This window comes from Lutibacter holmesii (assembly GCF_042679665.1).
Classification (GTDB): domain Bacteria; phylum Bacteroidota; class Bacteroidia; order Flavobacteriales; family Flavobacteriaceae; genus Lutibacter; species Lutibacter holmesii.
The window spans coordinates 159,710-178,368 of the sequence record NZ_JBHTMV010000006.1; the positions used below are offsets into that span (position 1 = coordinate 159,710).

16 protein-coding genes and 1 pseudogene are annotated in these 18,659 nt (G+C 29.7%); 11 read left to right on the forward strand and 6 right to left on the reverse strand.

The window, feature by feature from the left end:
• The first annotated feature begins 16 nt into the window (after positions 1-16).
• Entirely contained in the window at positions 17-2,938 is a 2,922-nt protein-coding gene (locus ACFQ5N_RS12410) for a glycoside hydrolase family 3 N-terminal domain-containing protein (RefSeq protein WP_386809913.1), read from the forward strand.
• Here ACFQ5N_RS12410 and ACFQ5N_RS12415 read toward each other — a convergent pair.
• The 6 genes from ACFQ5N_RS12415 to ACFQ5N_RS12440 are packed head-to-tail and all read right to left on the reverse strand — an operon-like array spanning position 2,925 to position 8,403.
• Positions 2,925-3,980, reverse strand: a complete 1,056-nt coding sequence (locus tag ACFQ5N_RS12415) for a lysophospholipid acyltransferase family protein (RefSeq protein ID WP_386809914.1) — start codon at positions 3,978-3,980, stop codon at positions 2,925-2,927. The two genes, ACFQ5N_RS12410 and ACFQ5N_RS12415, sit on opposite strands and share 14 nt — an antisense overlap.
• Positions 3,981-3,982: 2 nt before the next feature.
• Positions 3,983-4,888, reverse strand: a complete 906-nt coding sequence (locus tag ACFQ5N_RS12420; protein ID WP_386809915.1) for a bile acid:sodium symporter family protein — start codon at positions 4,886-4,888, stop codon at positions 3,983-3,985.
• Between the two features lies 1 nt (position 4,889).
• Entirely contained in the window at positions 4,890-5,582 is a 693-nt protein-coding gene (locus ACFQ5N_RS12425; RefSeq protein ID WP_386809916.1) for a DUF4159 domain-containing protein, read from the reverse strand.
• Positions 5,583-5,586: 4 nt separating this feature from the next.
• Positions 5,587-6,294, reverse strand: coding sequence for a 16S rRNA (uracil(1498)-N(3))-methyltransferase (locus tag ACFQ5N_RS12430; protein ID WP_386809917.1), 708 nt, complete (start codon positions 6,292-6,294; stop codon positions 5,587-5,589).
• The gene (locus ACFQ5N_RS12435) at positions 6,294-7,409 is read right to left on the reverse strand and encodes a GTP cyclohydrolase (protein ID WP_386809918.1); all 1,116 of its coding nucleotides are present in this window, start codon (positions 7,407-7,409) and stop codon (positions 6,294-6,296) included. The genes ACFQ5N_RS12430 and ACFQ5N_RS12435 overlap by 1 nt, the downstream gene beginning before the upstream one ends.
• 19 nt (positions 7,410-7,428) lie before the next feature.
• The gene (locus tag ACFQ5N_RS12440; protein WP_386809919.1) at positions 7,429-8,403 is read right to left on the reverse strand and encodes a transporter; all 975 of its coding nucleotides are present in this window, start codon (positions 8,401-8,403) and stop codon (positions 7,429-7,431) included.
• Positions 8,404-8,506: 103 nt separating this feature from the next.
• Here ACFQ5N_RS12440 and ACFQ5N_RS12445 point away from each other — a divergent pair, with 103 nt between their 5' ends.
• The 10 genes and pseudogenes from ACFQ5N_RS12445 to ACFQ5N_RS12490 all read left to right on the forward strand — a co-directional run.
• Complete coding sequence (locus tag ACFQ5N_RS12445) at positions 8,507-8,773, forward strand: DUF4834 domain-containing protein (RefSeq protein ID WP_386809921.1); 267 nt, start codon at positions 8,507-8,509, stop codon at positions 8,771-8,773.
• Between the two features lie 3 nt (positions 8,774-8,776).
• Entirely contained in the window at positions 8,777-11,209 is a 2,433-nt protein-coding gene (locus ACFQ5N_RS12450; RefSeq protein ID WP_386809922.1) for a YfhO family protein, read from the forward strand.
• Between the two features lie 97 nt (positions 11,210-11,306).
• Complete coding sequence (locus tag ACFQ5N_RS12455; protein WP_386809923.1) at positions 11,307-11,822, forward strand: methyltransferase; 516 nt, start codon at positions 11,307-11,309, stop codon at positions 11,820-11,822.
• Positions 11,823-11,827: 5 nt separating this feature from the next.
• Complete coding sequence (locus ACFQ5N_RS12460) at positions 11,828-13,009, forward strand: glycosyltransferase (protein ID WP_386809924.1); 1,182 nt, start codon at positions 11,828-11,830, stop codon at positions 13,007-13,009.
• A gap of 4 nt (positions 13,010-13,013) precedes the next feature.
• Positions 13,014-14,291, forward strand: a complete 1,278-nt coding sequence (locus ACFQ5N_RS12465) for a glycosyltransferase family 4 protein (RefSeq protein ID WP_386809925.1) — start codon at positions 13,014-13,016, stop codon at positions 14,289-14,291.
• Positions 14,288-15,367, forward strand: coding sequence for a non-hydrolyzing UDP-N-acetylglucosamine 2-epimerase (wecB, locus tag ACFQ5N_RS12470; RefSeq protein WP_386809927.1), 1,080 nt, complete (start codon positions 14,288-14,290; stop codon positions 15,365-15,367). Before ACFQ5N_RS12465 ends, wecB begins: the two co-directional genes overlap by 4 nt.
• Positions 15,367-16,827, forward strand: coding sequence for a lipopolysaccharide biosynthesis protein (locus tag ACFQ5N_RS12475; RefSeq protein ID WP_386809929.1), 1,461 nt, complete (start codon positions 15,367-15,369; stop codon positions 16,825-16,827). The genes wecB and ACFQ5N_RS12475 overlap by 1 nt, the downstream gene beginning before the upstream one ends.
• An 80-nt stretch (positions 16,828-16,907) precedes the next feature.
• On the forward strand, positions 16,908-17,522 hold the full coding sequence (locus ACFQ5N_RS12480; RefSeq protein WP_386809930.1) for a hypothetical protein: 615 nt from the start codon (positions 16,908-16,910) through the stop codon (positions 17,520-17,522).
• Positions 17,523-17,556: 34 nt separating this feature from the next.
• Positions 17,557-18,045: a DinB family protein gene (locus ACFQ5N_RS12485; protein ID WP_386809931.1), complete on the forward strand. Its 489-nt coding sequence runs from the start codon at positions 17,557-17,559 to the stop codon at positions 18,043-18,045.
• Between the two features lie 168 nt (positions 18,046-18,213).
• Positions 18,214-18,659 (forward strand): annotated as a pseudogene (locus ACFQ5N_RS12490) (hypothetical protein); the annotation flags it as partial.

An 18,659-nucleotide genomic window follows, 5' to 3' on the forward strand; every position in this document is an offset into this window, starting at 1 on the left:
ATAAGTTTATTTTTTCATGTTTAAAAAATTTCTATTCTTAATCATTTTATTGAATGGTGTTTTTTTAAAGGCTCAAAATGTTGATCCTTTAAAAACATTAGATTCTATTGCCCAAACACAATGGGTAAATTCAATTATTGATTCAATGACTGTTGAAGAAAAAATAGGACAATTATTTATGGTTGCAGCCTATTCAAATAAAGATGTAGTACATGAAAAATTCATTGAAAACTTGATAAAAAAATACCACATTGGTGCACTTATTTTTTTTCAAGATCAGCCTTTAAAACAGGCAAAACTAACCAATAAATACCAAGCGTTATCAAAATATCCTTTATTGGTTGGAATTGATGGAGAATGGGGATTAAATATGCGTTTAAAAAGCACATTTAGATTTCCTTGGAATATGACCTTAGGCGCAGTGCAAAACAATTCATTAATCACAGATTTTGGTGTTCAAGTTGCAAAGCATTGTAACAGAATGGGAATTCATATGAACTTTGCACCGGTTGTTGATGTAAATATCAATCCAAACAATCCAATAATTGGAAATCGTTCTTTTGGTGAAAACCCAGAGAATGTTGCGCAAAAGTCAATTGCTTTTAGCAAAGGATTACAAAGTTTAAATGTATTGGCAAGTGCAAAGCATTTTCCTGGACACGGAGATACAGAAACAGATTCGCATTTGGCATTACCTGTAATTGATTTCACAAAAGAAAGGTTAGATTCTGTAGAATTATATCCATTTAAACAAATTATTAATGAAGGTGTTGCAGGAATTATGGTGGCGCATTTATGTGTTCCAAATTTAGAGCCAAATAAGGCATTGCCTTCATCACTATCTAAACCAATTGTTACAGGTTTATTACAACAGGAATTAGGTTTTAATGGTTTGGTGATTACTGATGCTATGAATATGAAAGCGTCGGCAAATTTTTCATCATCACAAGAAATTAATTTAGCAGCTATTTTGGCGGGGAATGATTTGTTAGATGTACCTTTAAATATTCCTGAAACTGTTGAGCGTTTTAAAAAAGCATTGGCTTCAGGTGAATTAACAGAAGAGCGCTTAAATCATTCTGTTCGAAAAATCTTAAAAACAAAATATTGGGCCGGTTTAAACAATTATAAACCTATTGAAATTGAACATTTAATTGAAGATTTAAATACAGTAGAAGATGAGTTGTTACACCGTGAATTGGTCGAAAATTCAATTACTTTATTAAAAAATGAGGAAGTTATTTTTCCTGTTCAGAATTTAGATAAAAAAAAGATTGCCTATGTAAAGTTGGGTGATGCTGATAATGATTCTTTTGTAACAATGTTAAACAATTATGAAAAAGTTGACGTTGTTACAGCAACTAATTTAGATGAGCTAATTGTAAAATTAGAACCGTATAATTTAGTAATTGTTGGTTTTCATAAGTCTAATAAAAATCCTTGGAAAAATTATAAATTTAAAGATCGTGACTTAGTATGGTTGCAAGAAATTGCCAGATCAAATAATATAATTTTAGATGTTTTTGCAAGTCCGTATAGTTTGTTGCAAATAAAAACCTTTGAAAATATTGAAGGTTTAGTAGTGTCTTATCAAAATAGTAAGGTTTCGCAAGAAATTTCAGCACAAATGATTTTTGGTGCTGTTGAAGCTAAAGGTAAGTTACCGGTTTCTATAAAAAAATCTTTTTCTGAAGGTCACGGACTCACATCATTATCATTAAATAGGTTAGGATATTCTATTCCAGAAGATGTTGGGCTTAGTAGTGAAAAGTTAAAACGAATAGACTCTATTGCAAATATTGTTTTAAAGGATGAAATGGCTCCCGGTTTGCAAGTGTTGGTTGCCAGAAAAGGGAAGGTAGTTTATAATAAAAGTTTTGGATATCATACTTTAGAAAAGAAAACTTTAGTTAAAAATAGTGATGTTTATGATATTGCATCTTTAACAAAAATTTTGGCTTCATTACCTTTAATAATGGAGTTAGAAGAGCAAGAAACTATTTCTTTAGAAAGTACCATAGGGCAGTTATTACCTAAGTTTAAAAATACTAATAAGGATACACTAACGGTGAAAGAAGTATTGTCTCATTATGGTCGTTTACACGCTTGGATTCCTTTTTATATTCATACATTAGATAGTATCTCAAAAAAGCCTTCTCATGAATATTATAGTGAGCAAAGGTCAAAGAATTATGCGTTAAAAGTTGCTGATCACTTGTATTTAAGAAGTGATTATAAAGACACAATTCTAAATATTATTGCAAAAGAAGATCAACGAAAAAAAATAGGGTACAAGTACAGTGATTTGTCGTATTATATTTTTAAAGATTATTTAGAGGGTTACTATAAAAAAGATTTAGCAAAACTTACAGAGTCTCATTTTTATAAATCCTTAGGTGCGAATAGAACAACGTATTTACCGTTGAATAAATTTGCAAAAAGTGAAATTGTCCCTACTGAAAAAGATGATTATTATAGATTTCAATTAGTACATGGTTATGTGCACGATATGGGCGCTGCAATGCAAGGAGGAATTGGAGGCCACGCAGGTTTATTTTCAAATGCGAATGATATTGCTAAAATTATGCAAATGTATTTGCAAAAAGGTTATTACGGAGGGAAACGCTATTTTCAACCTAAGACAATAGATAAGTTTAATCATCGGTATTATGCAGAAAACAAGGTTAGAAAAGGTGTAGGTTTTGATAAGCCACAAATAAAAGAAAAAGAAAAAGCAACTTGTGGTTGTGTATCTGATTCAAGTTTTGGGCATAGTGGTTTTACGGGTACTTACACGTGGGCTGATCCTGAGTCAGAAATTGTGTATGTGTTTTTATCAAATAGAATTTTTCCTACAGCCAGCAATATGGGATTGGTAAGAAAAAATATTAGAACAGATATTCAACAATTTATTCAAGACGCTATTATTGAGGAATAGGAGTGGTTTTTGTTGAAACAACGCCTAAAAAAACACAAGCAGCCAAATAATAAAGTGCGTATTTTAAATCAAAAATAAAATAAACAATTATTGCTTGAAGCAAATAAATTAAAGGAAATAATGTTGTAATTAATGCAAACCTAAATGTGTTTGTAAACAATACGTCCTTAATGCCTCCTTTTAATTTATGCCAAATAAAAAGCGGAATAAAACTATTTATTTTAAATAATAATTGCAACGGATAAAACCAGTTAGTTGGTTGCTTTTTGCGTGAGTCTTTTTCAGGCAATGCATCAATATTTTTTAAAAGTTCGTTTGCAGCTGTAGGATTCAAATAATCAACATTATTGTTTTCTAACTTTTCAATAATTGCATCGTAATTTTTAAAATCATCTACGTGTAAAGTTAGTTGTTTCATTGCTTTTGAAACTACAGAAATAAGATCTGAGAATTTGCTATCGTGATTTTTAACATTTAAATAATCATTTGCTCTTATTGGCTTTCCATAGTAAATAGTAGCACTGCACGGGTAAACTAAATGCGAATCAAAATTTAAGCCTACAGGTACAATTTGAATTTCTAAATCAGGGTGTTTTTGTAGTGTTCCTAAAATAATTCTTCCAAAGCCTTTTTTTAAAGGAATAATTCTTCTTTCAATATGGTGTTCACCTTCAGCAAAAATTTCGAGTCCCTTTTTTTTGTTTAATATGTTGAAACACTTTTCAAAAATGGCTAAATTTTTCTCAATGGTATTTAGTCCATCTCGTACTCTGTAAATAGGAAGCATGTTTAATGAGTCAAAAATTTTGGCAATTTTATCGTTTTTAAAAACAGCTGCTCTTGTTAAAAAATGAGTGTTTCTATTGTTTGTAGTTGGAATTAAAATAGCATCAATAAGCGCATTTTGATGGTTTGCAATAAATATAACTGCTCCCTTTTTAGGTATGTTTTCTTTTCCGTAAACTGTAATTTTTTTCATTAGAAAAAACAGTCCAACTTTTACGTAACCTTTTACAAATTGATACCAAATTGTTTTTATCATTGCTATTCTTTTACTTTTTGTTTAGACCAAAATGTAGCCAAAGCTATTCCTGAAAATATATCCCAAATTGCCCAAAAAGCAACTAATAAAGCCATACCACCTAAGCCATTAAAAAAACTGAAAATTAACAATAAACCAAGTCCTGAGTTTTGAATTCCGGTTTCTATCGCTAATGTTTTTTGATCTTTGTATGAAAGTTTCATTGTTTTGGCAAAGTAAAACCCAGTTAAATAAGCTAAAATATTATGAGCAATTACAATTAGTAATACATAATGAATGTATTTACTAAAAATGGTTAAATTATCATAAAAAGCCACAATTATAAAAATTAAGAAAATAATTAATGAAAGTGGTTTTAAAAACTTCATTAACGTATCTGCTAAATTAGGTTTGTTTTTTCTTACATACATACCTAGAATTAAAGGAACTCCTAATATTAACAAAACTAATTTTATTAATTCATACGGGTCTAATTCAACAGTTTGTAATATTTGAGCTGTTGGCGCGTACAAATTTCCCCAAAAATGTAGGTTAAAAGGTGTCATTACTAATGAAACTAGTGTGGCAAAAGCTGTAAGGCTAACAGAAAGCGCTGCATTTCCTTTTGCTAATTGCGTCATGAAATTTGAGATATTTCCTCCTGGGCACGCGGCAACCATCATCATTCCAAGTGCTATACTTGGCATTGGGTTTATTATTTTTATAAAAATAAATGTCACCAACGGCAGTAGTATAAATTGAGAAATAATTCCTGTAAATAGTATTTTAGGGTTTTTGAATAAACGTTTAAAATCATTAGTTGTTATTCCTAAAGCAACGCCAAACATTATTATTGCTAACGTAATGTTTAAAGCCCAAAGCCCTTCCGTATCAAAATTTATTTTAAGCGAATCTAAATTTTCTTCCATATTAGTTTTTAAAGGCGTATTCTATAATATTTGCACCCATTTTTAATGCTTTTTCTCGAGTTTCGTAATCGTCATTATGTACTTCTGCATCTTCCCATCCATCACTTAAGTCACTTTCATAATCATAAAAACAAATTAATCTGCCTTTATAAAAAAGCCCAAAAGCTTGTGGTGTTTTATTATCGTGTTCATGAATTTTTGGTACTCCATTTTCAAAAGAAAAGGTTTGATGAAAAATGGGGTGATTGTGTGGAATTTCTTGAAATTCTAATGTTGGAAATAACAATTTCATTTCTCGTCTTAAATACGTGTTTAAGCCATAATTATCTGAGACATGTAAAAATCCACCAGCAGTTAAATAATTCCTCAGGTTAGTTTTATCTTCTTCTGAGAAAACAATATTTCCGTGCCCTGTCATAAAAACAATAGGGTAGTTAAAAATATCTATGCTGTTGATTTCAACAGTTTCAGGGTTTTCTTTTATTGAAGTATGAATAGCGTCATTACAAAATTCAATTAAATTGGGTAAAGCTGTTGGGTTTGCATACCAATCACCACCACCATTGTATTTTAAAACAGCTACTTGTTGCGCTGTTATTTGGTGTATTCCTAAAATACAAAACACCAACATTAATAGTGCTTTTGTATTGGTTTTGTTAAGAAGTGGTAATTTTAATATATGAAGTATTTTCATCAATTCATTCATTTACAAATGCAACACTATGAACTGCAACAACTCCGGCAGTTTCAGTTCTCAATCTGCTTTGTCCCAAAGATACAGGAATAAAGTTATGAACCAAACTTTGCTCAATTTCTTTAGGTGAAAAATCACCCTCTGGACCAATTAGTACAGTTGTTTTTTTGTTGGGTTGTAATTCGTTTTTTAAAGATTTTTTATCGGTTTCTTCGCAGTGTGCAATAAATAATTGACCATCAAAATTTGAGTATAAAAATTCTTTAAAAGTAATGGAATCATTCAACTTTGGAAAATGATATTTTAATGATTGTTTGGCTGCTGAATGAATTATTTTTTCCATTCTATCTTTTTTAATCACTTTTCTTTCAGAATGTGCACAAATTATGGGAGTTATTTCATCAATTCCAATTTCAGTAGCTTTTTCTAAAAACCATTCAAACCGGTCATTTAATTTTGTGGGAGCAATTGCTATGTGTAGATAATAATCCCAAGGTTTTTTTTGAGATTCAACCTTTATAATTTTAACCAAACACTTTTTGTCATTTGCTATTTGTACTTCCGAAGTAAAAAGTTCTCCTTTTCCATTGGTAATAAATACCGTGTCACCTTGTTGTTTTCTTAGTACGCGTACAATATGTCTACTTTCGGTTTTATCAAAAGTAAACTGTTGCGTGGTTGGCTCTATGTTTGAATTAAAAAATAACTGCATTAAATGTCTTTTCTAAATGTACATCGTCTTTTATATGTTTCTTGTCCAAAGCCGCTCCATAATGCTGTTACAGCACTATTATTTGCAAGTTCAGGCGTTCTTATACAGTTTTTTACATTTAACTTTTTAAAGGTTTTGTAAAATTCATTAAAAATAATTGACGGAACTCCTTTGTTGTGGTGTTTTGGAACCGTTCCAATTAAAAAGAATAACATGTCTTTACTAGCGTTTTTTGCTTTTAATAAATGGTACCATCCAAACGGAAATAAGGTTCCTTTAGCTTTTTGTAAAGCTTTTGAAAAAGAGGGCATTGTTATGGCAAAAGCAATCAATTTATCATCACTATCTGTTACAAATTTTATAAATTCAGGGTTTATAAATTGAATGTATTTTTTTCTGAAATATTCTTTTTGTTTTGGTGTAATTGGAACAAAGGATTCTAATGAAGCATAACTTTCGTTAAATACATCAAACATTTCATCAATATACGGCATCACATCTTTTGTACGAGTAAAGTTAAGTGGTTTAAATCCGTATCTTTTTTCAACCATTGCGCTTACTCTTTTAAGTTTTTTGTTTTCAACATTCTCAAAAGAAAACCTGTTTTCAACATATTCTTTTTCCACAGTGAAACCCAATTTATTCATATGGTCAATATAATACGGGAAATTATACCAAGAAGCCATAGTGCCAATTTCTTCATATCCTTTAGTTAAAAAACCAACTTCATCAAGATTTGAAAAACCCATTGGACCTTCCATATATTCTAAGTTATTTTCTTTACCAATTTCTTTGGCTTTTTGTAGCAATAGTTGTGATACATTTATATCATCAATAAAATCAAACCAGCCAAAACGTACTTTGTTAACTTGTTCTTTTAAATCTAAACTATTGATAATAACAACAATTCTACCAACAATTTCATTGTTTTTAAGCGCTACAAAAAACCGAGCTGTTGAACTTTCAAAAACAGGATTTATGTTTTTGTCAAAGGCATCTAGTTGTCCGTTTATTAATGGTGGAACCCAATAAGGGTTATTTTTATATAATTTAAAAGGAAATTTTACAAATGCTTTCATTTCCTTTGTTGTAACCATTTCTTTAATTGTAATCATGCTACTTTTTGTGATTTTATTAATTTTTCCCGAATAATCTAGAGAAGAATCCTTTTTTGTTTTTTGCTTTATAATTTGGCGAATTGTTTTCAATTAATGCATCTTGATGTTTGTTTAATCTCCATGAAATTCCTGCAGAAGCAAAAACATACGAGTACTCTTGAAACAAATTTGTACGTACAGAAGCATCAATTTGTAAATCTGGAGAAAATAAATAGGCTGCACCAGTTCCTATTTGATAATTTGGTGAAAATGTGTTTTGATATTCTCCTACGTTTTCAATAAAAAAAGACCAATTTCTGTTAATGGCATAAGTCATAGTTACAATGTATGAATACAACATGTTTTCTGCAGTAATATCATCAACAATTAAATTGGTAAGTACAACAAGTCTATCTGAAAAGTCGTTTTGTAATAAAACGGCTCCTTTAAACGTTAAGCCTTCTTTTTTATAATCATCGCTTAAAAAGTTAGTGTTTACACCACCATAAATACCAACTGATGGAATTAGGCGTTTTTTATCAAAGGCATTTCTAGCTTTCCAGCTTCTAATTTCTTTAGATTTATCTTCAAATATTTGTTCGTAAATTAAATATTTTGCACCAATTGTAAACCTGCTAATTCCTTTAATTGAGCTTGTGAATCTTGGAGTACTATTATTAAATTCTTCTAACGGGTCAATATGTGAAACAATATCTTTTAAGTTATTGATATCATCTTTTTGATAAGCTACATGTAAGTTTACTTCTAAACGTTCAATAAATTTACTAAACCTAAAAAAAAGTTCACCACCAAAAGTATTGGTGCTTTCAAGTAAATTTTTGGTATTGCTGTCTTGGTAAAAAAGTCCTGTTTCAAATTGGTAAACGTTTGTACCAACGCTATACGGACTTTCTGAAAAACCTGGTCTTTTAGAGTTAATAATATCAGTGTATTGTGCATGTATATTTTGAAAGCTAATTAAAATAAGGAATGCAAAAAAAACTCTTTTCATAAATTGCGTTTATTATGGTGTAAATATAAGATTTTATATAATTAAACGTTTTAGTTACTGTCAAATTGTTATTTTTGAAAATTATATAAAAACATATTTTATTTTGGTAGGATTATTAAAAACAATCGCAATATTTATCATTATTTATTATGCTTTCAAGTTTTTTAGCAGATATATTGCTCCAATTTTCTTGAAAAAGGTAATTAGTAATGTAGAAAAAAAATATAAAGCGCAACAAGAGCAATATCAAAATCCAGCAACAGACGGAAAAGTAGGAGAAACTGTAATTGCAAAAAAACCTTCAAATCAAAAAGAAGGAAATAAAACAGTTGGTGAATATGTAGATTTTGAAGAGGTAAAAGAAGATTAATTTATGAGTTTTTCATTTAAAAAAGTAGTACCTTATATAATTGCAATAGCCTCGTTTATTTTTGTGTCTTTAGCGTATTTTTCTCCTGTTTTAGAAGGGAAGAAAATTCAGCAAAGTGATATTACACAATTTATAGGTTCTTCAAAAGAAATTAAAGACTTTAGAAAAGAAACTGGGCAAGAACCTTATTGGACAAATGCAACATTTGGAGGAATGCCTGCCTATGTAGTAAGCGCCTACTACCCAAATGATTTTATCAAAAAAATAGATACAGCGTTACGTTTTTTACCGCATCCGGCAAATTACTTGTTTTTATACTTTTTAGGTTTTTTTGTACTTCTTTTGGTGTTAAAAGTTGATTGGAAGTTGGCAGTTTTTGGAGCACTCGGCTTTGGGTTATCTACCTATTTAATTATAATTTTAGGTGTTGGTCACAATGCAAAAGCGCACGCAATAGCCTATATGCCATTGGTTTTATCTGGAATTTTATTGGTGTTTCAAAAAAAGTATTTAAGCGGTTTTATTGTAACTGCTTTGGCAATGGCGTTGGAAATAGCAGCAAGTCATATTCAAATGACATATTATTTGTTGTTTTTAGTGTTAATTTTTGGAATTGTAGAATTAATTGAAGCTGTTAAGCATAAAGAAATACCATTGTTCTTTAAAAATATAGCCATTTTAACGGTTGCTGTTGTTTTAGCAATTGGTGTAAATGCAACAGGTTTGTTGGCTACACAAGAATATGCAAAACACAGTACGCGTAGTAAAAGTGAGTTAACTATTAATGCAGATGGATCGCCTAAAGAAGCGGTAAGCGGTTTATCTAAAGATTATATTACAGAATATAGTTACGGAAAAAGTGAAACTTTTAATTTGTTTATTCCTAGATTTAAAGGAGGTACGCGTCATGAAGTTGTTGAAGATAGTGAACTGCGTAACTTTTTACAAGCTTCTGTTCGTAAAGGTTTAAGTGCGAATGATGCCAATTATTTAATGCAAATATCATCTATGTATTGGGGAGATCAACCTATTGTGGCTGCTCCGGCATATATTGGTGCGTTATTTATTTTCTTATTTGTATTAGCGCTGTTTTTAGTGAAGGGGAAATTGAAAAATTGGTTGCTTGCTGCTACTATATTTTCAATTTTATTAAGCTGGGGAAAAAACTTGGAGGTTTTAACCAATTTCTTTATTGATTATGTGCCAATGTACAATAAATTTAGAGCGGTTTCTTCAATCCAGGTAATTGCTGAATTGACCATTCCTTTATTAGGAATTTTAGGTTTGAAAGAAATTTTAAATTCAGAAATAACCAAAGAAACAAAACTTCATGCGTTAAAATGGTCAACTATTATTGTTGGTGGTTTGGCGTTGCTATTTACTGTTGCAGGGACAGGGTTGTTTTCATTTGAAACTGAAATGGATTTGCAAATAGATGAACAAATTGCGGGTTATTTAGATGCTGTTGTTGCAGACAGGCAAAGCTTGTTTTTTGGCGATAGTGTACGTTCATTAATTATTGTTTCCCTTTTTGCAGCAATTATTTATGCATATTTAAATAAAAAAATAAAGCGTATAGTTTTAATCATTTCTTTTGGAGCTATTGTTTTATTTGATTTGGTAAATGTTGATAAGCGCTACGTAAATAACGACTATTTTACTTCGGCAAGAAATGTAGACAAGCCTTTTAAAGCTTCTGCAATTGACAAAGAAATTTTAAAAGACAAAAGCTATTACAGAGTTGCTGATTTATCTAAAAATATAATGGCCGATGGTTCTACGTCATATTTTCATAATTCAGTAGGAGGATATCACGCGGCAAAACCTCGTCGTTATCAAGAGTTGTACGATTTTCAGTTAGCAAAAGGGAATATGGAAGTATTTAATATGTTGAATACAAAATATTTAATAACTCCAGATGAATCAGGGAAAAATAATTTAACTGTAAATGATGAAGCGAACGGAAACGCATGGTTTGTAGCTGAAATTAATGTGGTAGACTCTGCAAATGAAGAAATAACAGCTTTAAATAATTTAAATACAAAATCAACTGCGGTAATAAATGCGAATACGGTTTCAAGTGATTTTAAAACCACTTATAGAATTGATTCTTTAGCAACCATTCAATTAGTATCATATAAAGCAAATGTATTAAAGTATGAGTTTTCTGCTAATGAAGATCAGTTTGCTGTATTTTCAGATATTTATTATAAAGATGGTTGGAACGCTTATGTTGATGGAGTTTTAACACCTTATTACAATGTAAATTACGTGTTGCGAGGAATGGAAATTCCTAAGGGAAAACATAATGTTGAGTTTAAATTTGAACCAACAGTTATAAAACAAGGAAGTACAATTGCATTGGCATCATATTTATTAATGCTATTAATTCCAATAGGTTTATTTGTAGCTCAAAGAAAAAAGGAAAAGAAATAGGCTATTTAATTGCAAATGTAAAGTAATGTTTGTTGACGTTTATTCAGCAAAATAAATTGTTTAATTAAGAGTTCAACAAAAATTATCAATAGTATTTATGTATAATAAATTACCAAAAAAAAGATATCAGCATACTTTAGCATTTTTGCAAGATGTGTTGCCTGCGCCTGCTACTATTTTAGATTTAGGTGTTCGCAATCCATTTTCAGAAATAATGGAACAAAATGGGTACACTGTTTTTAATACGTTGGGTGAAGATTTAGATGAGGTTCCAGAAATTGTAAAAAAACATAAAGTTGATGCAGTTACTGCGTTTGAAATTTTTGAACATTTATTGGCGCCATATCAAGTTTTAAAAGAAATTGAAGCGCCCAAATTAATAGCTACAATACCGTTAAAATTATGGTTTGCATCTGCATATAGAAGTAAAACCGATATGCGTGATAGGCATTATCATGAATTTGAAGATTGGCAATTTGATTGGTTAGTTGAAAAAACAAATTGGACAATTAAGAGAAAACAAAAATGGACTAGCCCAATTAATAAAATAGGGTTTCGTCCAATTTTACGAAAATTTACACCACGCTATTACGCTATTTACGCAGAAAAATAATTGCTATGCGCATAGGAATGATTTTAGACAAAACGTTTCCACCTGATCCCAGAGTGGCAAATGAAGCTATATCATTAATTGAAAATGGGCACGAAGTTTTCTTATTTTGTTTAAAATACCAAAACGAAAAAACAAATGAAACTATAAAAGGTATTCAGGTAAAGCGATACAAGTCTTCAAAATTATTATATAAATTATCAGCTTTAGCGTATACGCTTCCTTTTTATTCTTCAATAATGTCAAAAAAAATTGAACATTTTTTAAAGTTCAATAGTATTGATGTTATTCATATGCACGACATTCAAATTGCTAGTGCAGTTTTTAAGGCAAACAAAAAGTTGAAATTAAAAACTACGCTTGATTTACATGAAAACCGACCAGAAATAATGAAGTTTTATCCTCATTTGCAAAAATTGCCTGGGAAATTTTTAATCTCCTCAAAAAAGTGGAAGCGCAAAGAAGAGGGGTTTGTAAAAAAAGCCACCAATGTGGTTGTGGTTACAGAAGAAGCAAAATTAGAGCTTATAAATAGGGTAGGAAAGCCTTCAAAAAATATTGTAGTAGTGCCAAATACAGTGCACAAGGTATATTTTGAAAACGCGGATCTTCAGCCAGAAATTATAGAGAAATATAAATCTAATTTTGTGTTATTATATGTTGGAGACACTGGTTTACGAAGAGGTTTACAAACAGCCATAGAAAGTATTTCATTAGTAAAAGATAAAATACTTTCAATTAAATTAGTTATTGTAGGCAGTAATTCTTCTGATAGTGTTTTAAAAAATCAGGTTAAAAATTTAGGAATTGAAGCTTTTGTTGATTTTGAAGGTTGGAAAAATGAAACGCTATTTCCATCATATATAAAAGCAAGTTCCATTTGTATTTCACCGTTAAAGCGTAATTTACACCATGATACAACGTATGCAAATAAAATATTTCAATATATGAGTTTTGCAAAACCGTTGTTGGTTAGCAACGCTATTTCACAACAAAATATTGTTGAAAAAGCCGTTGCAGGTTTGGTTCACAAGGCTGAAAATAGTAATGATTTTAGTTTAAAAGTTTTAGAGCTTTTTAATAATTTAGGTTTGCAAAAAGAATTAGGTGAAAATGGAAAGACCTTTATTGAAAACGAGTTTTGTTGGGAGTTAACTTCCAAAAAATTAATAGCTTTATACCATAATTAAGCAAATGAAAAAAGTACTTGTTATAACTTATTATTGGCCGCCCGCCGGAGGTTCTGGTGTACAGCGTTGGTTAAAATTTGTAAAATACTTTAGGGAATTTGGTGTAGAGCCAATTGTTTATACGGTTAAAAAACCAAATTACCCAATAATTGATACTTCACTAGAAAATGAAATTCCGAAAGGTGTAAAAGTTATAAAACAGCCAATTTGGGAACCTAACAATTTGCTGTCATTATTTGGAAAGAAGAAAACAGAAAGTGCTGGTTTTTTAAATCCGAACCCTACTTTTGTGGGCAAAGTATTACAATATATCAGAGCTAATTATTTTATTCCTGATGCTCGTAAATTTTGGGTTAAACCATCTGTAAAATATTTAAAAAAGTATCTTAAAGAAACAGATATAGATTGTGTGATAACAACCGGTCCGCCACATAGTTTACATTTAATTGGTTTGCAATTAAAGCAGCAATTGCCAATAAAATGGATAGCTGATTTTAGAGATCCTTGGACTGAGATAGATTATTTTCATCAGTTACCACTTTCAAAAAATGCGATTAAAAAACATCATTTTTTAGAAAGTGAAGTGTTAAAAAATGCAGATGCAGTTTTAGTAGTTGGAAATACTATGAAAAAGAATTACGAAGCATTTAGTAAGAATATTTTAACTATTACCAATGGGTTTGATGGAGAGATTAAACCAGTTCAAATAGCGCTTGATTCAAAATTTACTTGTACGCATATTGGTTTAATGAATGCTGATAGAAATCCAAAAATGTTATGGGATGTGTTTTCAGAACTTTGTTTGGAAAATGAAAGCTTTAAAAATGATTTTCAATTAAAATTAATTGGTAAAATTGATCCGTCTATTTTGAAGGATATTGATACACATCAATTGTCAAATAATGTAGAGGTTATTGATTATGTTTCGCACAAAGAAGTATTAGAGTTTCAACAAAAATCGCAAGTTTTATTGCTGGTTGTAAATAATGTTCCAAGTGCAAAAGGAATAATTACCGGTAAAATATTTGAATATTTAATGGCAAAACGACCTATATTAGCAATTGCGCCAAGTGATGGAGATTTAGCCGAAATTTTAAATAATACGAATGCGGGAACATCTGTAAACTTTGATGATAAGTTAGAATTGAAGAAAAAGATTCTCAATTTGTATGCAGCATATAAAGAAGGTAAATTACAAATTCAGTCTAAAAATATTGAACAATTTCACCGTAAGGAATTAACAAAAAAAGTTGCTGAACTAATAATTGAATTAACCAAATGAAAAAAATAGTAACCATATTAGGTGCAAGGCCTCAATTTGTAAAAGCAGCTGTTTTAAGTAGAGTTATTTTAAAACACAAGGAAATAGAAGAAGTAATTGTACATACTGGGCAACATTATGATACCAATATGAGTTCTATATTTTTTAAGGAAATGAACATTCCAAACCCTGCTTATAATTTGGCTGTAAATGGGTTAGGGCACGGCGCTATGACAGGGCAAATGTTGCAAAAAATTGAAGAGGTTTTATTAATTGAAAAGCCTGATGCTGTGGTTGTTTATGGAGATACAAATTCTACATTGGCTGGTGCCTTGGCAGCAAAAAAGTTGGCTATTAAAGTGGTTCATATTGAAGCCGGTTTACGCTCGTTTAATATGAAAATGCCTGAAGAAATTAATAGGATATTAACCGATAGAATTTCTGACCTTTTAATTTGTCCAACAGATACGGCTGTTGCTAATTTAAATCAAGAAGGGTTTTTAACAATGCCTTCTAAGATTGTGAAAAGTGGTGATATTATGAAAGATGCGGTGGAATTTTATAGCCAAACTTCAGTTGAGAAATCTTCAATTATTACAAAATTGAATTTAACTGAAAATGAGTTTGTGTTAGCAACTATTCATAGACAAGAAAATACAGATTCTTTAGAGAATTTAATAGCTATATTTAAAGGGTTAGAAGCTATCCACACTAAAAAACAAGTAATATTACCTTTACATCCACGAACAAAAGCCATTTTAGAAAAGCATCATTTAAAATTTAATATTACAATAATTGATCCCGTTGGTTATTTTGATATGCTTGAGTTATTGCAAAAATGCAATTTGGTAATTACAGATAGCGGAGGCTTGCAAAAAGAGGCGTTTTTCAATAAAAAATATGCCATAATTGCAAGGGAAGAAACAGAATGGGTTGAGTTAGTTTCAAACGGTTTTGCCAAAATAATAGGAGCTGATACAGCAAAAATGATAGAAGCGTTTAGCGAGTTTCAAAATAATCAGGAAAATTTTGAAATGAATTTATTTGGTAAAAATGTTGGAGATAAAATTTATCAAGAAATTTTAAACTTGTTGTAATGGGAATTGTAATAAAACAATCATTTATAAATACCTTAATTTTATTTTTAGGGTTTGCTATTGGTGGAGTAAATGTATTGTTTTTGTTTACACATTTTTTACAAGAAGATTATTTTGGATTAATTACATTTTTGCTTTCTACGGCTATTATTATATTGCCTTTATTGGTGTTTGGTATGCAACATACCATAATAAAATTCTATTCATCATATAAGTCAAGGCAAGATCAAGATAGTTTTTTAATAAGTACTTTGGTGTTGCCTTTGTTGGTTATTATTCCTGTTGGCTTCATAGGTTCTATTTTATATGAAAGTATTTCTAGTTGGCTTTCTGTTGAAAACCCTATGATTAAAAGTTACACGTATTTAATTTTCATTGTAGCTGTTTTTATGGGGTATTTTGAAGTGTTTTATTCGTGGACAAAAGTGCAGTTTAAATCCGTGTTCGGAAGTTTTGTAAAAGAAATTTTCGCTCGTATTTGCACAACATTTTTATTGTTTGCTGTATATTTTGGTTGGCTTACTAATGAGCAATTTATTTACGCTGTTGTAATTGTGTATGGCGTTAGAATGTTAATTATGAAACTGTATGCTTTTTATGTTTATAAACCCAAATTAATATTTAAAATTCCTGAAAATTTAAAAGAAATTTTATCTTTTTCATCGTATATAATTGTGGCAGGATCAGCTTCTAGTATTTTGTTAGAAATAGATAAGTTTATGATTCCGCAGATGGAACAAATTGCCCAGGTAGCATATTACTCTGTAGGCGTTTATATTGCGAGTGTCATTGCCATACCAACTAGAGCAATGCAGCAAATTACAAGTCCAATTACTGCTAAAGATATGAACGAAAATAGAATTGGGGAAGTAGGTGATTTGTATAAAAAAACATCTCTAAATTTATTAATTATTGGCGGATTATTATTTTTATTGATTAACTGTAATATACGCGAAGTTTATAGCTTAATCGGTAAACCTGAATTTTCAAATGGAATTTGGATTGTTTTTATAATTTCTTTGGCAAAATTAGTTGAGTTAGGTTTAGGTACTGGAAATGCAATTTTGGTAAATTCAAAATATTATAAAATTTACTTTTATTTTTCTATAGCAATGGCGTTAAGTGTTATTTTTTTAAATAAGTGGTTTATTCATTTAATAGGAATAAATGGTGCTGCTTTGGCAACATTGGTTGTTGTTGCGCTGTATAGTTTGGTAAAAGTTGCTTATATAAATGCAAAAATGAATATTATGCCTTTTAATAAACAAACTATAAAAATAATTATAATTATTAGTGCAGTTTTCTTAATATTTAATTTTTGGAGTTTTAATTTTCATCCATTTTTAAATATTGTAGCAAATAGTTGTTTAATAATTGTGGTCTATAGTATCATTGTTAAAAAGTTTAAAGTTTCTGAAGAATTAAGTGATTTTATCATCAATTTTGTAAGGAAAAAATAAACTTGCTACAAAGTAATTTATGAATGCTCTATTAATGAAGAAAGAAAAAATTAATTACTCAATAATAATTTGTTAAAAGAATGACCTATTTTTTATATGTTTTATACGGTGTTTTTATTTCATATTTAGGAATGTTAGCTCCGGGTATGTTAAATATGTCAGCTTTAAAAGTAAAGCTTGAAATTGGGAAAGTACAAGGTGTAAAATTTGCCTTTGGAGCTGCTTTTGTGATTTTTATTCAAGCAGGAATTGCAGTTCTTTTTGCTGACTATTTTGTGAAAAACCCCGAAATAATCGAATTTTTAAAAATCGCAGGTGTTTTTGTTTTCTTTACATTGTCCGTATTCTTTTTCTTTCTTTCAAGAAAAAAAACAAATACTGAAACAAAAGTTGAAAAAGGAAAGTATTTTTTGAGAGGCGCACTAATGTCATCATTAAATGTAATTGCAATACCATTTTATTTAGCTTTTTCTATCTTTTTAACAGAAAAAGGATTAATTGTAATAAAGCAACCTTACATCATGCTTTATCTTTTTGGAATTTTTTTAGGTGCAATTTTATTGTTTAGCACATATCTTTATTTTGCTAAAATTATTGCAAAAAGAGTTTCGTTTATTGCTAGAAATATCAATTTAATATTAAGTGTTCTTTTTGTTGTTTTAGGAATAATTACTTTGATACGCCTATTGAAATAAAGTTAATTATATTTGAATAAAATTATTAAATTGTATGATCGAAGCAATTCAAAAAAATTTAGAAAGAGGAATTAAACTGTTAAATAGTATTTCAGATAGTGAGTATGCTAACACAACAATTGCTCCTTATTATTCAAGCATTGGTGGCCACACTCGACATATTTTAGATGTTTTTGATTGTATTTTTGAAGGTTTAGATGGTAACTCTATAAATTTGGTACTCCGAAAAAGAAATAGTTTAGTAGAGAACAAAACAACAGAGGGTATTAAATATTTTCAAACAATTATTTCTGAACTAGAAAAAGTGAAGAATAAAGATTTAAATCAAATTATTCAGGTTACAGATGATTTAGGCTTAGGCGTTATTTCTGCTAACTACACATTAGCTGCAATTTTAATTCAAGCACATAGTCATGCAATTCACCATTTTGCAAGTGTAGGTTACATAATTTCACAGTTAGGAATCCAATTACCCGATGAAGATTTTGGATTTAATCCAACAACACCAAAAATTAAGACTTAGTGCTTTTGTGACTTTTTAATCTTTTGTGTGTCATAATAATAGAATAATTACAATAAATTTATAGTATTAGTTAAATTTATATACCTATAAAAGATAATTATCTATTATTCAAGTGAATTTAAGAAAACTTTTAATAATTTTGCAAACATGATGTTAAATCCCCAATCAATGAAAAATATATTTTTAATTGTATTTTTAACTTTTAGCGTATCTCTATTTGCACAAGTTAAAATAGGAGAAAATCCTTCTCAAATAAATATCAACTCTCTTTTAGAATTAGAAAGCTCAAACAAAGTTTTAGTTTTGAGTAGAGTTTCTACAATCGAAATGAATTTAATCAAGCCTTTAGAAGGGGCTGTGGTTTATAATTTAGATGAGAAATGTTTATTTGTATTTGAAGGTGCGGTATGGAAAAGTTTGTGTGATGGAGGTTCTGATTATCAACAACTAAGTTTTGATAGTGATACAAATATTTTAACATTAGAAAATGGTGGTTTTGTAGATTTATCATCATTAGATAATGATGGTGAACAAGGTCCACAAGGAATTCAAGGAGAAAAGGGAGATAAAGGAGATAAAGGAGATACTGGAGACACAGGAGCTCAAGGTCCAAT

What these genes read in the sequence shown, in the direction of transcription:
- ACFQ5N_RS12410 (WP_386809913.1), top strand. Translation starts at nt 17, where the DNA reads ATGTTTAAAAAATTTCTATTCTTAATCATTTTATTGAATGGTGTTTTT.
- ACFQ5N_RS12415 (WP_386809914.1), bottom strand. Translation starts at nt 3,980, where the DNA reads ATGATAAAAACAATTTGGTATCAATTTGTAAAAGGTTACGTAAAAGTT.
- ACFQ5N_RS12420 (WP_386809915.1), bottom strand. Translation starts at nt 4,888, where the DNA reads ATGGAAGAAAATTTAGATTCGCTTAAAATAAATTTTGATACGGAAGGG.
- ACFQ5N_RS12425 (WP_386809916.1), bottom strand. Translation starts at nt 5,582, where the DNA reads ATGAAAATACTTCATATATTAAAATTACCACTTCTTAACAAAACCAAT.
- ACFQ5N_RS12430 (WP_386809917.1), bottom strand. Translation starts at nt 6,294, where the DNA reads ATGCAGTTATTTTTTAATTCAAACATAGAGCCAACCACGCAACAGTTT.
- ACFQ5N_RS12435 (WP_386809918.1), bottom strand. Translation starts at nt 7,409, where the DNA reads ATGATTACAATTAAAGAAATGGTTACAACAAAGGAAATGAAAGCATTT.
- ACFQ5N_RS12440 (WP_386809919.1), bottom strand. Translation starts at nt 8,403, where the DNA reads ATGAAAAGAGTTTTTTTTGCATTCCTTATTTTAATTAGCTTTCAAAAT.
- ACFQ5N_RS12450 (WP_386809922.1), top strand. Translation starts at nt 8,777, where the DNA reads ATGAGTTTTTCATTTAAAAAAGTAGTACCTTATATAATTGCAATAGCC.
- ACFQ5N_RS12455 (WP_386809923.1), top strand. Translation starts at nt 11,307, where the DNA reads ATGTATAATAAATTACCAAAAAAAAGATATCAGCATACTTTAGCATTT.
- ACFQ5N_RS12460 (WP_386809924.1), top strand. Translation starts at nt 11,828, where the DNA reads ATGCGCATAGGAATGATTTTAGACAAAACGTTTCCACCTGATCCCAGA.
- ACFQ5N_RS12465 (WP_386809925.1), top strand. Translation starts at nt 13,014, where the DNA reads ATGAAAAAAGTACTTGTTATAACTTATTATTGGCCGCCCGCCGGAGGT.
- wecB (WP_386809927.1), top strand. Translation starts at nt 14,288, where the DNA reads ATGAAAAAAATAGTAACCATATTAGGTGCAAGGCCTCAATTTGTAAAA.
- ACFQ5N_RS12475 (WP_386809929.1), top strand. Translation starts at nt 15,367, where the DNA reads ATGGGAATTGTAATAAAACAATCATTTATAAATACCTTAATTTTATTT.
- ACFQ5N_RS12480 (WP_386809930.1), top strand. Translation starts at nt 16,908, where the DNA reads ATGACCTATTTTTTATATGTTTTATACGGTGTTTTTATTTCATATTTA.
- ACFQ5N_RS12485 (WP_386809931.1), top strand. Translation starts at nt 17,557, where the DNA reads ATGATCGAAGCAATTCAAAAAAATTTAGAAAGAGGAATTAAACTGTTA.